Below are 12,951 nucleotides of genomic sequence, written 5' to 3'. Positions count from 1 at the left end.
GCCCCTTTGCGATTCATCCAGCGCGTTGTTCGAATAAATTTGATTTACGTACCTCAAATTCTCCGTTACGAAGATCGGCGGAGGACCGCATGAAGCCAACCGTACACGATATCGCGCGTAGCGCCGGCGTCAGCCTGGCGACCGTCGACCGTGTGCTGAACGGTCGGCCGGGCGTGCGGCGCATCACCCAGGAGAAGGTCGAGGAGGCGATCGCCGTCCTCGGCTACGTGCGGGACGTGGCGGCTGCGAACCTTGCCAAGGGACGGACTTACGCCTTCACCTTCGTGCTGCCTGAGAACGACAACTCGTTTATGATCGGCTTGCGCGAAGAGGTGGAGCAGGCGGTTGGTCGCTCCGGCGCCGAACGAACCCGTATCCGCGTCGTCGACGTGCCGCCTTTCGACGGGCAGGCCTTGTCGACCATGCTGGACGGCGTGCTTGCCGACAGGCCTGACGGTGTCGCGTTCGTGGCGGTCGAAAGCAGCGACGTGCAGGCAGCAGTCGCACGGTTGCGGGAGGCGGGCATTGCCGTCGTGACGCTGGTGTCGGACCTGCCGGGCTCGCAGCGGCACCATTTTGCCGGGATCGACAACCACGCGGCCGGGCGCACCGCTGCCAATCTCCTCGGAAGGTTTCTCAGCGGTCGCGACGGGCGGGTGGCGATGGTTGCCGGATCGATGCTGGTGCGCGATCACCGCGAGCGGCTGGAAGGGTTTCTGTCCGTGCTATCGGAGGATTTTCCGCGGCTTGCCATCCTTCCCGTGATCGAAGCGCGCGACGATCCTGCAATTGCCGAGGAATTGGTGACGGGCCTGTTTCGCCGCTATCCGGATGTGATCGGGCTCTACAGCCTCGGCGCCGGCAATCGCGGGATCCTCAAGGCTGTGCGCAGCCTGCCGGAAGCACGCAGACCTGTGATTATCGCGCATGAACTGACGCGTTCGACGCGGGCAGCGCTGGCCGACGGTGTCGTCGATGCGGTGCTGAACCAGGATGCGGGTCATGAAGTGCGAAGCGCGATCCGGGTTTTGAAGGCAAAGGCGGACGGGCTGCCCGTGATCGCCGCGCAGGAGCGCATTCGTATCGACATATTCTTGAAGGATAACCTGCCCTGACAGGCAATCGTGCTCCGGATCGTATCAAACGGACCGGACACGACGCGTGATGAAACAAAGATCTGCCGAAACGCGGCAGCAACAGGAGAATGCAAGCATGTATCTCGGTCTCGATCTGGGCACTTCCGGCGTCAAGGCGATGCTGATCGACGGCGATCAGACGATCATCGGCTCGGGGAACGGGTCGCTCGACGTATCGCGCCCGCATTCGGGTTGGTCGGAACAGGATCCGGCTCACTGGATCCGCGCCTGCGAAGAGGCGATCGACGGGCTGAAGGCGAAGTTTCCCAAGGAGCTTGCCGCAGTAAAGGGTATCGGCCTTTCCGGCCAGATGCATGGTGCGACCTTGCTCGATGCCGACGACAAGGTGCTGCGGCCCTGCATCCTGTGGAACGACACACGCTCGTTTAAGGAGGCAGCGGCGCTCGATGCGGATCCGCGGTTCCGTGCCATCACCGGCAATATCGTGTTTCCGGGCTTTACTGCGCCGAAGCTTGCATGGGTGAAGAACAACGAGCCCGAGATTTTTGCGAAGGTCGCCAAGGTTCTGCTGCCCAAGGATTACCTGCGGCTGTGGCTGACGGGTGAGCACATTTCCGAAATGTCCGATTCGGCCGGCACGTCCTGGCTCGATACGGGCGCGCGCAAGTGGTCATCGGAACTCCTGGCGGCGACCGATCTTACCGAGGATCAGATGCCGACGCTGGTCGAGGGCACCGAGGAAGCCGGGCGCCTGCGGGGCGAGCTGAAGTCGAAATGGGGAATTGCCGGCGATGTCGTCGTTGCCGGCGGTGCCGGCGACAATGCGGCGTCTGCCTGCGGCATGGGCACCGTCGCCGAAGGGCATGCGTTCGTCTCGCTTGGCACATCCGGCGTGCTGTTTGCCGCCAACGCCTCCTATCTGCCGAAGCCGGAAAGTGCCGTGCATGCGTTCTGCCACGCGCTGCCGAAGACCTGGCACCAGATGGGCGTCATCCTGTCGGCGACCGATGCCCTGAACTGGCATTCGAAAGTGTCCGGCAAGCCTGCCGCCGATCTGGTCGCCGAACTCGGCGAAGGCCTCAAGGCACCGACGGGCGTCACCTTCCTGCCGTACCTTTCCGGCGAGCGCACGCCGCATAACGATGCCGTCATTCGCGGCGCATTTCTCGGGCTCGAGCACGAGAGCAGCCGTGCGGTGCTGACCCAGGCGGTGCTCGAAGGCGTGACCTTTGCGATCCGCGACAATCTGGAAGCGCTGAAATCCGCGGGAACCTCGATCTCCCGCGTGACCGCGATCGGCGGCGGTTCGCGCTCGCGCTACTGGCTATCGTCGATTGCCACCTCGCTTGGCGTTCCCGTGGATATTCCAGCCGACGGCGATTTCGGTGCAGCGTTTGGCGCTGCCCGGCTCGGACTGATCGCTGCAACCGGCGCCGATCCGGTTGCCGTCTGCTCCGCTCCCAAAACGGAAGCGGTGATCGAACCTGAAGCCGGCCTTCACGACGCCTATGAGGCTGCATACCAGCGCTACCGGGCTGCCTATCCAGCAATTCGCGGCTTGATGAACTAACCGGCAAAGGGGAGGAGACATCTCCTCCCCCAAGTCGGGCAACTCGAACCACGCTTTACCTGCTACAGTGAGGTACGTACCTCACCGTGGCGCACTTACCAGAACCAAGTTTCTACCAAGGAGGAAACCACCATGAGCACAGGCTTTTTCGGCGATATCACCAAGATCAAGTACGAAGGTCCTGACAGCACCAATCCGCTGGCATTCCGGCACTACAACCCGGATGAAATGGTCGGCGGCAAGCGGATGGAAGAGCATCTGCGGTTTGCCGTTGCCTATTGGCACACGTTCACATGGCCGGGCGGCGATCCCTTCGGCGGCCAGACATTCGAGCGTCCCTGGTTCGACGACAGCATGCAGGCAGCCAAGCTAAAGGCCGATGTTGCATTCGAATTCTTCGATCTGCTTGGGTCGCCTTACTACTGCTTCCACGATGCGGATGTGCGTCCTGAAGGCGCAAACTTTGCGGAAAACACGAAGAACCTCAACGAGATCGTCGACTACTTCGAGAAGAAGCAGGCGGACACCGGCGTCAAGCTTCTTTGGGGCACCGCGAACCTGTTTTCGCATCGCCGCTATATGTCGGGCGCTGCCACCAATCCCGATCCTGACGTGTTCGCGTTTTCCGCGGCGACTGTCAAAACGTGCCTTGATGCCACCAAGCGTCTCGGCGGTGCGAACTATGTCCTGTGGGGCGGTCGCGAGGGTTACGAGACGATCCTCAACACCGATTTCACCCGCGAACTCGACCAGATGGGCCGCTTCCTCAACCTGGTCGTCGAATACAAGTACAAGATCGGCTTTGAGGGCACGATCCTGATCGAGCCGAAGCCGCAGGAGCCGACCAAGCACCAGTACGACTACGACGTTTCCACCGTATACGCCTTCCTGCAGAAGCACGGGCTGGACAAGGAAGTGAAGGTCAATATCGAGCAGGGCCACGCGGTTCTTGCCGGCCATTCCTTCGAGCATGAAATCGCCATGGCGAATACGTTCGGCATTTTCGGCTCGATCGACATGAACCGCAACGACTACCAGTCGGGCTGGGATACGGACCAGTTCCCGAACAACGTGCCGGAAATGGCGCTGGCCTATTACCACGTGCTCGCCGGCGGCGGGTTCAAGAACGGCGGCACCAACTTCGATTCCAAGCTGCGTCGCCAGTCGCTCGATCCGGCAGATCTGCTGATCGGTCATATCGGCGGCATGGATTGCTGCGCCCGTGGCCTGAAGGCTGCGGCGAAGATGATCGATGACGGCGCACTGAAGACGCCGCTCGATGCGCGCTACGAAAAGTGGGACAGCCCGGAGGCTCAAAAGATGCTGCGCGGCGAGTACAAGCTCGACGAAATCGCCGCCCGCGTCGAGAAGGAAGGGATCAATCCCGAGCCGAAGTCCGGACGTCAGGAATATCTCGAAAACGTGATAAACCGCTACGTCTGAGACAAGCAGCCTCGTCCCCTTGTGACAAAGGCGTGAACGGCCCCGGAATGGCGAGAAATCGCGCAACATTTCGGGGCTGGAAACGTTTGATCCTGTGCTTATGTTATGGCTTGGCGAACGGGATTATCCTGCGACCCTTTCAAACGTGAGTTCTGCCGGGGCCTCGGTCGCGAAAGCGGCTGGCTTAAGGCCTCCAACGACACGAAGGAGAATGACATGAAGTGGACTGCACCTAAGTTTGTCGAAGTAAGCTGCGGCATGGAAATCAACCGTTACGCACCTGCAGACGGCAGCGAGCCGGTTCTGTTTTAATTATGAAGAGCACGGGACCCATGACCGGTCTCCGGTTTCTGGTGCTCGGCTCTGCAGCCGGCGGCGGATTACCGCAGTGGAACTGCAATTGTTCCAACTGCGCCGCCGCCCGCGATCCGTCTTCGGGACTTCAGCCGCAGACGCAGTCGTCGCTCGCCGTCAGTATTGACGGAGAGACCTGGGCGATCTTCAACGCCTCGCCGGATATTCGCCAGCAAATCCAGCAGACGCCGCATCTTCATCCGAAAGCCCTCCGCCACAGCCCGATCCAAAGCGTCGTCATCACCAATGCCGATGTGGATCATATCGGCGGTCTCCTGACGATCCGCGAGAAGCAGGCGTTTTCACTGTTTTCGACGGCCGCGATCGGCTCCGTTCTCGATGCGAGCCCGGTCTTCCGAGTCCTGGATCCTGATTTCGTGGCGCGCAAGACGATCCGTCTCGACGAGGATTTTTCACCGCTCGATGGGCTTGAGGCGCGCATCTTTGCAGTGCCCGGAAAGGTCGCCTTGTTTCTCGAGGATGGCGAACCTGAGCTTGGTCTCGAAGGCGAGCAGACAATCGGCGTCGAGTTCGTGGCAAACGGCAAGCGCGCCTACTATATTCCGGGCTGTGCGACGCTTCCGGACTGGCTTTGCGAGCGCATAAGCGGCGCCGACCTCGTGTTCTTCGATGGCACCGTGTTTACCGATGATGAGATGATCCGCGTCGGTACCGGCATCAAGACCGGCCAGCGCATGGGGCATATGCCGATCACTGGCGACGACGCCGGAGGTGGGGGTAGCCTGGAAGCCCTGTCGAAGCTTGGCATAGGCCGCATGGTCTATGTTCATATCAACAATACGAACCCGATCTGGCGCCAAGGCCCGGAGCGGGACGCGGTCACAGACGCCGGCTTCGAAGTCGGCCATGACGGCATGGAGATCGAACTTGCCTGACGCCCTGAATGTTGCCCTGAACAGAACCGATTTTGAAGCCCGGCTGCGCGCCATCGGTGCTGCGCGCTATCACGACAAGCATCCGTTTCACGGCATGCTGCATGGTGGCGGATGCTCGATGACGCAGGTGCGCGCTTGGGTGATCAACCGGTTCTACTACCAGAGCCGTATTCCGCTGAAGGATGCAGCCTTCATGTCGCGCTGCGAGGACATTTCGATCCGGCGCGCCTGGCGCAAGCGGATCGAGGATCACGACGGCGGCCGGGAAGAGGGCGGCGGTATACGGCGCTGGCTGAAGCTTGCCGAAGCGGTCGGGCTCGATCCGGATTACGTCGCGTCCAACCGGGGCGTTCTGCCGGGCACGCGGTTTGCCTGCGATGCCTATGTGCGTTTTGTGCGCGACATGCCGATGCTTGATGCGGTTGCCGCTTCGCTCACCGAGCTGTTCGCGCCGACGATCCACAAGAACCGCATTGCCGGTCTGCTCGAGCACTACGCTTTCGCGAATGAAATCGCGCTCTCCTATTTCCGCAAGCGTCTGGACGAGGCGCCGGTCGATGTCGCCTTCGGGCTCAACTACGTGCTCGACCATGCGGACACGCTGGAAAAGCAGGATGCGGCTGCCGCTGCGCTGACCTTCAAGACGGATGTGCTTTGGGCGCAGCTCGATGCGTTGCAGAGCGCTTACGTATCGCCGGCACTTCTGCCGCCGGGTGGATGGGACGGCAAGGAGGGCGTGATCGGCGCTCTCGACCAGCCGGCTCTGAGAGAGCCTGTGCGGGGAGCGGCGGAATGAGCGAACCTTCCGCAGTGACCGTCACGGCGCAGACGATTGCGAAGCTTGCCCGCGGTGTGCGGCTTCGGGAAGATCCGGTGCGCGGCCAGACGGTGCTGCTTGCGCCGGAACGGGCGCTGGCGCTCGACGAGATCGCTGTGATGATCGTCAACGCGCTCGACGGCGAGCGTGATCTCGATGCCATCGCGCAGGAGTTCTCCGTGAAATTCGAAGCGCCCAAGGAGCAGATCCTGGTCGACGTGATTGCTTTCGTCGACGAGTTTTCCAAGCGGCGCATGCTGGAGTTGAAATCGTGAACGAGCATGTCAGCATTGCGCGGATAAGCGACAGAACGAGCGAATGGACCGACCGGGACGGGGTGACGGGTCGTATCCGCATTCCCGCACCGATCGCCATGCTCGCGGAGCTGACGCATCGCTGTCCGCTGGCTTGCCCCTATTGCTCCAATCCGCTGGAGCTGGAAGGCATCAGCACCGAGCTTTCCACGCAGGAATGGATCCGGGTGTTTCAGGAAGCAGCAGCACTTGGCGTGCTGCACCTGCATCTCTCGGGTGGCGAACCGGCGTCGCGGCGCGATCTGGTGGAGCTCACGGCGGCGGCCGCCAAGGCCGGGCTTTATACCAACCTGATTACGTCGGGCATTGGCCTCAATGAGAAGCGCATCGCCGAGCTGTCCGCGGCCGGGCTCGATCATCTGCAGCTTTCGATCCAGGGCGCGACGCCTGTTCTGGCCGACAAGGTGGGTGGTTACAAAGGCGGTTACGATCGCAAGATCGCGGTGGCCGAGTGGACACATGCGGCCGGCATCCCGCTCACCGTCAACGCCGTCTGCCACAAGCAGAACATGGACGAGCTGGGCGCCATGCTGGATCTTGCCGTCGAACTCGGTGCGCGCCGCATCGAGATCGCCACCGTGCAGTTTCACGGCTGGGCCGAGAAGAACCGCAAAGCGCTGATGCCCACCAAGGAACAGGTGCTGCACGCCAACGCCTTTGTTGAGGAAGCGCGCAAACGGCTGGAAGGCATCATCGTCATCGATTACGTGCCGGCCGATCACCACTCGACCTTTCCGAAGGCCTGCATGGGCGGCTGGGGACGCACGGGCCTGAATGTTACGCCATCGGGCAAGGTTCTGCCCTGCCATGCGGCCGAAAGCATTCCGTCGCTCAACTTCGAGACCGTGCGCGACATGTCGCTGACCGACATCTGGTATGACAGCCAGGCGTTCAACGCCTATAGGGGCGACAGCTGGATGCCGGATCTTTGCCGGTCCTGCGATCGCAAGGGCGTGGATTTTGGCGGTTGCCGTTGCCAGGCGATGGCGTTGGCCGGCGACGCCGCGACCACCGACCCGGTCTGCATCCTGTCGCCGATGCGCCATCTCCTGGTCGAGCAGGCAGAGATCGACAGCCGCGCCGAGCCGCCTGAATTCGTCTATCGCGGCCGCTAACGCCACTCCCGGTGGTGTCGCGAATGTGAACGAAGCTCATGAGCTGAAACTGCTTTACGTACCTCAAATTCTTCGATAGCCTGAAATTCAGGGAGGAATTTCAGTGCATCACACCACTTGCGAGGAGGCAGGTGTTGTGGGCGTGCCGCGTTGCGGCTGCTTCACGACGCTTCAGATTTTGAGGCCGGTGCATGGTTGATGCGCCCGGGCAAACGGCTGCGCCTCTGCTCGATGCGCGCGGCCTTTCAAAGACGTTCGGCATTGTCGAAGTCCTCAAGGATATCGCGCTCACTGTTCGTGCCGGAGAGGTCCACGCGATCATCGGCGAAAACGGCGCCGGCAAATCCACCTTGATGAAGATCCTTGCCGGCAACCATCAGCCGACAAGCGGCGAACTTGCGATCGACGGGCAGGTCGTCAGCTTTTCGGGGCCGGTCGATGCGGAAAAGCATGGCATCGTGCTGGTGCATCAGGAAATCCTTCTCGCACCGGATCTGACGGTGGCGCAGAACATCTATCTCGGTCGCGAGGTTCGAAAGGGCATCGCGCTTGATGACCGGGCGATGAATGCGGGCGCAGCAGACGCGATCCGCGATCTGGGTGCCGATATCGATCCCGAGACCATCGTCTCAAGACTTTCGATCGCGCAGCGCCAGCTGGTGCAGATCGCGCGGGTCCTGCTGGTGCCGCATCGCATCGTCATCTTCGACGAACCGACGGCTTCGCTGACGCCGCACGAAACCGAAGCGCTGTTGAAGGTCATCACCGATATCCGCGCCAAGGGCGTCGGCGTGCTCTACATCTCGCACCGGCTGCCGGAGGTAAAGGAGATCGCCGACCGCGTGACGGTGCTGCGCGACGGGCGACTGGTCGCTTCGCACCCGACAAGCGAGCTGGAACCGGCCGACATGGCGCGTCTGATGGTGGGCCGCGATGTGGCAAAGCTCTACCCGGACCGGCAGGCGGCCGTTGAGCCCGAAACGGTGCTTCAGGTGGAAGGATTCGATGTGCCGGGCTACGCGCGCGATGCCGGGTTTACCCTGCACAAGGGTGAGATCCTCGGTTTTGCCGGGCTGATCGGCGCCGGTCGCACCGAACTGATGGAAGGGCTGGCCGGACTTCGACCGGCCAAGGGCAAGGTGACGCTACGGGGCCGGCCGGTTCAGTTTACCGACGTGCATTCGAGCCTCAAGGCGGGCGTCGCCTATCTGTCCGAGGACCGTAAGGGCAAGGGCCTGCTCTTGACCAAGGACCTGACCGTCAACCTGACGCTCGCCTCGCTCGGCAAGTTCATCCGTGGCCTGCAGATCGATCGCAAGCGAGAGGCGCAGGCGCTCGACAAGGCGATCGAGGATTTCGACATCCGCACCGGCACGAAGACGATCCTCGCAGGACAGCTTTCCGGCGGCAACCAGCAGAAACTGCTGCTTGCCAAGATGATGCTGCTCGATCCGCAGGTTGTCATCATCGACGAGCCGACGCGCGGCATCGATATCGGCAACAAAGAACAGATCTACAAATTCATCGCTGCTCTGGCCGCGGAAGGGCGCTCGATCATCGTCGTCTCGTCCGAAATGCCGGAGCTGATCGGCATCTGCGACCGCATCCTGGTGATGCGCGGCGGCCGGATCGTCGGCGAAGTTCAGGGAGACCACATGACGGAAAACGAGATCGTCCAGCTTGCAACCGGTGTCAATGTCGGTGCGGGGGAGGCGGCATGAGTGCGGTCGTAACCGAGACGAAGGCGCCGAAGACTTCGCGCGACTGGGACATGGCGGCCATCGCGCCGTTTGTTGCGCTGGCGCTGCTTCTGGTGCTCGGCTATTTCGCCAACCCGAATTTCGTGTCGCTGGCCAACCTCACCAACGTCATCACCCGCAGCGCCTTTATCGCCGTGATAGCGCTTGGGGCGACCTATGTGATCTCGGCGGGGGGACTGGATCTCTCGGTCGGGGCGATGGTGGCGTTTGTCGCCAGCCTGATGATCCTGTTCATGAACTCAGGCGTGATTGCCGATCCGATGCTGATGCTGATGGCCGGCATGGCGGTGGCGCTGGTTCTGGGGGCGGCCTGCGGGCTGGCGAACGGGCTTATCACCACGCTCGGGCGGATCGAGCCGTTTATCGCGACGCTCGGCACGATGGGGATCTATCGCGGCCTGACGACGTGGCTTTCCCAGGGCGGTGCGATCACGCTCAAGGACCGGCAGTTGCAGCAGCTCTACCGGCCGGTCTATTTCGGCGACGTGTTCGGCGTGCCGATCCCGATCATCGTGATCTTCGTGACGGCGGCGCTCGCTGCCTTCGTGCTCTACCGCACCCGGTATGGCCGTCATGTGATCGCCGTCGGATCGAACGAGGAAGTGGCGCGCTATTCGGGCATTTCGGTCAACAAGGTGCGCACCATCGCCTATGTGGTGCAGGGGCTCTGCGTGGCTGTTGCTGTCATGATCTACGTGCCGCGGCTGGGATCGACGTCTGCGACGACAGGCATCCTGTGGGAATTGCAGGCGATCACGGCGGTCGTTGTTGGCGGGACGGCACTTCGCGGCGGGGTCGGTCGCATCTGGGGCACGATCTGCGGCGCCTTCATTCTGGAAATCGTCGGCAACATCATGATCCTGTCGAACTTCGTGTCGGAATATCTGATCGGGGCGATCCAGGGCGCGATCATTATCATTGCCATGCTGGTGCAGAGGTCGCTGATGCGAAAGTAAGAGGTTGTTACGGGACCCCTCCGGCCTGCCGGCCATCTCCACCACAAGGGGGGAGAAGACTCGCCGCAATCGCCTGCCTCGATCGAGTGTTGGCGTTAGCTGCCGGGTTAAGCCCGCCCCCTTGTGGGCAGGGCGGGGAGGGGTTTCGGGTCGCTGAGACCAATGGTTTGGCCGGGCCTCTGGGGCGGGTCCGGTTTCGGGAGGATGACCCCTTAAACTCTGGGAGAGAGAACATGCATAGAAGAACATTCGGTCTCGGCGTTGCAGGACTTGCAGCGTCGGTTGCCGCCGCACCAAGCCTCGGGCTTGCACAGGAGGCGAAGAAGGTGACGATCGGTGTGTCCATTCCGGCGGCCGACCATGGCTGGACGGCTGGCGTGGTGTTCCATGCCGAACGCGTCGCGAAACTTCTGATGGCCGAGCACAAGGGCCTCACTGTCATCGTGAAGACCTCGGCGGATCCGGCGAGCCAGGCAAACGCGGTGCAGGATCTGGCGGTGCAGGGCATCGATGCGCTCGTCATCCTGCCGAGCGATCCGGATCAGCTGGTCACCGCGATCCAGCAGGTGAAGGACGACGGCAAGTTCGTGGCGCTGGTCGACCGTGCACCATCGGTCAACGACAACACGATCCGCAATCTCTACGTGGCCGGCAACAACCCGGCGCTTGGCGAAGTGGCCGGAAAGTACATCGCCGAGAAGACGCCGGAAGCGCAGGTTGTCGTGATCCGCGGCCTGCCGATCCCGATCGACCAGCAGCGCCAGGACGGTTTCGACAAGGGGATCGCCGGTTCCAAGGTGAAGGTGCTGGAGCGCCAATACGGCAACTGGAGCCGCGACGACGCCTTCAAGGTGATGCAGGATTTTCTGACCAAGCATCAGAAGATCGATGTGGTCTGGTGCCAGGACGACGACATGGCCGTCGGCGTGCTGGAGGCGATCGAGCAGGCGAAGCGCACCGACATTCAGTATGTCGTTGGTGGTGCCGGCTCCAAGGACATGATCAAGCGCGTCATGGACGGCGATAAGATGATGCCGGTCGACGTGCTCTATCCGCCGGCGATGGTGGCAACCGCCATGCAGCTGACGGCGGCCAACTTCTACGATCAGGTCCCGGTCAGCGGCAACTATATCCTCGACGCCACGCTGGTGACGAAGGAGAATGCGCAGAACTTCTACTTCGCCGACTCGCCGTTCTGAGATCACCAAGGCGAGAGGGGGCGTTTGTCGCAAGACGCCCTCTTTCCTCGCGTCATCCCTGTGCTCGTGACAGGGATTCAAGCCAGCCCAAGTCGCTGGGCTGAAGAAAATTGCTCTGACCCGACGGAAATCGGGTCACTGGATTCCTGTGACAAGCACAGGAATGCCGGAGAGTTTGCGGAACGCACCGAGCCCGACATCGAGGGCGGCATATCGGAAAGGAAACACCATGAAGACGATCAAGGGTCCGGGCATTTTTCTCGGTCAGTTTGCCGGAGACAAGGCGCCGTTCGACAGCTGGGACGGCATCACCAAATGGGCGGCCGACAAGGGTTATCTCGGTGTGCAGGTGCCGACCTGGGCGAGCCAGCTGATCGACCTCAGACAAGCTGCCTCGTCGAAGGATTACTGCGACGAGTTCGCCGGTGTCGCCCGCCAGAACGGTGTCGAAGTGACCGAATTGTCCACCCATCTTCAGGGGCAGCTGGTCGCCGTGCATCCGGCCTATGATGACGCCTTCGACGGCTTCGCTGCGCCGGAAGTGCGCGGCAATCCGAAGGCGCGTCAGGAATGGGCGGTCGAGCAGGTGAAGATGGCGATCACAGCCTCGAAGCATCTTGGCATCACGGCGCATGCCACCTTTTCCGGCGCGCTCGCCTGGCCCTACATCTATCCCTGGCCGCAGCGCCCGGCCGGTCTGGTCGAGACCGCCTTCGACGAGCTTGCCCGCCGCTGGACGCCGATCCTCGATCACGCGGACGAAAACGGCGTCGACGTGTGTTACGAAATCCACCCCGGCGAGGACCTGCATGACGGCGTCACGTTCGAGATGTTCCTGGAGCGGGTAAAGAACCATCCGCGCGCCAACATGCTCTACGATCCCTCGCACTACATCCTGCAATGCCTGGATTATCTCGATAATATCGACATCTACAAAGACCGGATCAAGATGTTCCACGTCAAGGACGCGGAGTTCAATCCGACCGGGCGGCAGGGCGTCTATGGCGGCTTCCAGAGCTGGGTGAACCGGGCCGGACGGTTCCGTTCGCCGGGCGATGGTCAGGTGGATTTCGGGGCGATCTTTTCCAAGATGGCGGCCAACGATTTCGACGGCTGGGCCGTGGTCGAATGGGAATGCGCCCTGAAGCATCCCGAAGACGGAGCCCGCGAAGGCGCGGAATTCGTCAAGCACCACATCATCCGCGTGACGGAACATGCATTCGACGACTTTGCCGCCGGCGGCACGGACGAGGCGGCCAACAGGCGGATGCTGGGGCTTTCATAGAAACCCCTCCCCACAAGGGGAGGGCTTAACCTGCCGCACCCTTCGGTCATGACCCGAGACGTTGCGGAGGGGTCTCTCCCCCCTTGTGGGGGAGATGGCCTGCAGGCCAGAGGGGACTTTCCCCGCAATGAATTTCCAAGGAGAC

The 12,951-nt window shown here is 61.9% G+C and carries 12 protein-coding genes; all 12 read left to right on the top strand.

The window, feature by feature from the left end:
- Positions 1-89: 89 nt before the first annotated feature.
- Positions 90-1,115 carry a LacI family DNA-binding transcriptional regulator gene (locus tag J3A65_RS14990; RefSeq protein WP_062582080.1) on the top strand — a complete coding sequence of 342 codons (1,026 nt, stop codon included), beginning with the start codon at positions 90-92 and terminating at the stop codon, positions 1,113-1,115.
- Between the two features lie 97 nt (positions 1,116-1,212).
- Positions 1,213-2,667 carry a xylulokinase gene (gene xylB, locus J3A65_RS14985; RefSeq protein ID WP_209903538.1) on the top strand — a complete coding sequence of 485 codons (1,455 nt, stop codon included), beginning with the start codon at positions 1,213-1,215 and terminating at the stop codon, positions 2,665-2,667.
- Between the two features lie 132 nt (positions 2,668-2,799).
- The gene (gene xylA, locus J3A65_RS14980; RefSeq protein ID WP_062461195.1) at positions 2,800-4,110 is read left to right on the top strand and encodes a xylose isomerase; all 1,311 of its coding nucleotides are present in this window, start codon (positions 2,800-2,802) and stop codon (positions 4,108-4,110) included.
- A gap of 216 nt (positions 4,111-4,326) precedes the next feature.
- Complete coding sequence (gene pqqA, locus J3A65_RS14975) at positions 4,327-4,422, top strand: pyrroloquinoline quinone precursor peptide PqqA (RefSeq protein ID WP_062461193.1); 96 nt, start codon at positions 4,327-4,329, stop codon at positions 4,420-4,422.
- Positions 4,423-4,442: 20 nt separating this feature from the next.
- The gene (gene pqqB / locus J3A65_RS14970) at positions 4,443-5,360 is read left to right on the top strand and encodes a pyrroloquinoline quinone biosynthesis protein PqqB (protein WP_245341555.1); all 918 of its coding nucleotides are present in this window, start codon (positions 4,443-4,445) and stop codon (positions 5,358-5,360) included.
- Between the two features lie 4 nt (positions 5,361-5,364).
- A complete protein-coding gene (gene pqqC, locus J3A65_RS14965; RefSeq protein ID WP_245341687.1) occupies positions 5,365-6,156 on the top strand; it encodes a pyrroloquinoline-quinone synthase PqqC in 792 nt (263 codons plus the stop codon).
- Positions 6,153-6,452, top strand: coding sequence for a pyrroloquinoline quinone biosynthesis peptide chaperone PqqD (pqqD, locus tag J3A65_RS14960; RefSeq protein WP_113111905.1), 300 nt, complete (start codon positions 6,153-6,155; stop codon positions 6,450-6,452). Before pqqC ends, pqqD begins: the two co-directional genes overlap by 4 nt.
- Positions 6,453-6,514: 62 nt before the next feature.
- On the top strand, positions 6,515-7,606 hold the full coding sequence (pqqE, locus tag J3A65_RS14955) for a pyrroloquinoline quinone biosynthesis protein PqqE (RefSeq protein ID WP_325263582.1): 1,092 nt from the start codon (positions 6,515-6,517) through the stop codon (positions 7,604-7,606).
- 191 nt (positions 7,607-7,797) lie between these two features.
- Complete coding sequence (locus J3A65_RS14950) at positions 7,798-9,327, top strand: sugar ABC transporter ATP-binding protein (RefSeq protein WP_209901962.1); 1,530 nt, start codon at positions 7,798-7,800, stop codon at positions 9,325-9,327.
- Entirely contained in the window at positions 9,324-10,322 is a 999-nt protein-coding gene (locus J3A65_RS14945) for an ABC transporter permease (RefSeq protein ID WP_062461179.1), read from the top strand. The genes J3A65_RS14950 and J3A65_RS14945 overlap by 4 nt, the downstream gene beginning before the upstream one ends.
- Before the next feature lie 233 nt (positions 10,323-10,555).
- The gene (locus J3A65_RS14940; protein ID WP_113167792.1) at positions 10,556-11,521 is read left to right on the top strand and encodes a substrate-binding domain-containing protein; all 966 of its coding nucleotides are present in this window, start codon (positions 10,556-10,558) and stop codon (positions 11,519-11,521) included.
- Positions 11,522-11,750: 229 nt separating this feature from the next.
- Positions 11,751-12,806, top strand: a complete 1,056-nt coding sequence (locus J3A65_RS14935) for a sugar phosphate isomerase/epimerase (RefSeq protein WP_209901960.1) — start codon at positions 11,751-11,753, stop codon at positions 12,804-12,806.
- Positions 12,807-12,951: the final 145 nt, after the last annotated feature.

The sequence above is a fragment of the Rhizobium sp. PvP014 genome (assembly GCF_017876855.1).
In the GTDB taxonomy this organism is placed as follows: domain Bacteria; phylum Pseudomonadota; class Alphaproteobacteria; order Rhizobiales; family Rhizobiaceae; genus Neorhizobium; species Neorhizobium soli.
The sequence above is the reverse complement of the archived record's forward strand: the minus strand, read 5'-3'. Positions and strand labels throughout refer to the sequence as shown.

Bases quoted from the DNA above. Each gene is read 5' to 3' on its own strand.
- J3A65_RS14990 (WP_062582080.1), top strand. From the start codon at position 90: ATGAAGCCAACCGTACACGATATCGCGCGTAGCGCCGGCGTCAGCCTG.
- xylB (WP_209903538.1), top strand. From the start codon at position 1,213: ATGTATCTCGGTCTCGATCTGGGCACTTCCGGCGTCAAGGCGATGCTG.
- xylA (WP_062461195.1), top strand. From the start codon at position 2,800: ATGAGCACAGGCTTTTTCGGCGATATCACCAAGATCAAGTACGAAGGT.
- pqqA (WP_062461193.1), top strand. From the start codon at position 4,327: ATGAAGTGGACTGCACCTAAGTTTGTCGAAGTAAGCTGCGGCATGGAA.
- pqqB (WP_245341555.1), top strand. From the start codon at position 4,443: ATGACCGGTCTCCGGTTTCTGGTGCTCGGCTCTGCAGCCGGCGGCGGA.
- pqqD (WP_113111905.1), top strand. From the start codon at position 6,153: ATGAGCGAACCTTCCGCAGTGACCGTCACGGCGCAGACGATTGCGAAG.
- J3A65_RS14950 (WP_209901962.1), top strand. From the start codon at position 7,798: ATGGTTGATGCGCCCGGGCAAACGGCTGCGCCTCTGCTCGATGCGCGC.
- J3A65_RS14945 (WP_062461179.1), top strand. From the start codon at position 9,324: ATGAGTGCGGTCGTAACCGAGACGAAGGCGCCGAAGACTTCGCGCGAC.
- J3A65_RS14940 (WP_113167792.1), top strand. From the start codon at position 10,556: ATGCATAGAAGAACATTCGGTCTCGGCGTTGCAGGACTTGCAGCGTCG.
- J3A65_RS14935 (WP_209901960.1), top strand. From the start codon at position 11,751: ATGAAGACGATCAAGGGTCCGGGCATTTTTCTCGGTCAGTTTGCCGGA.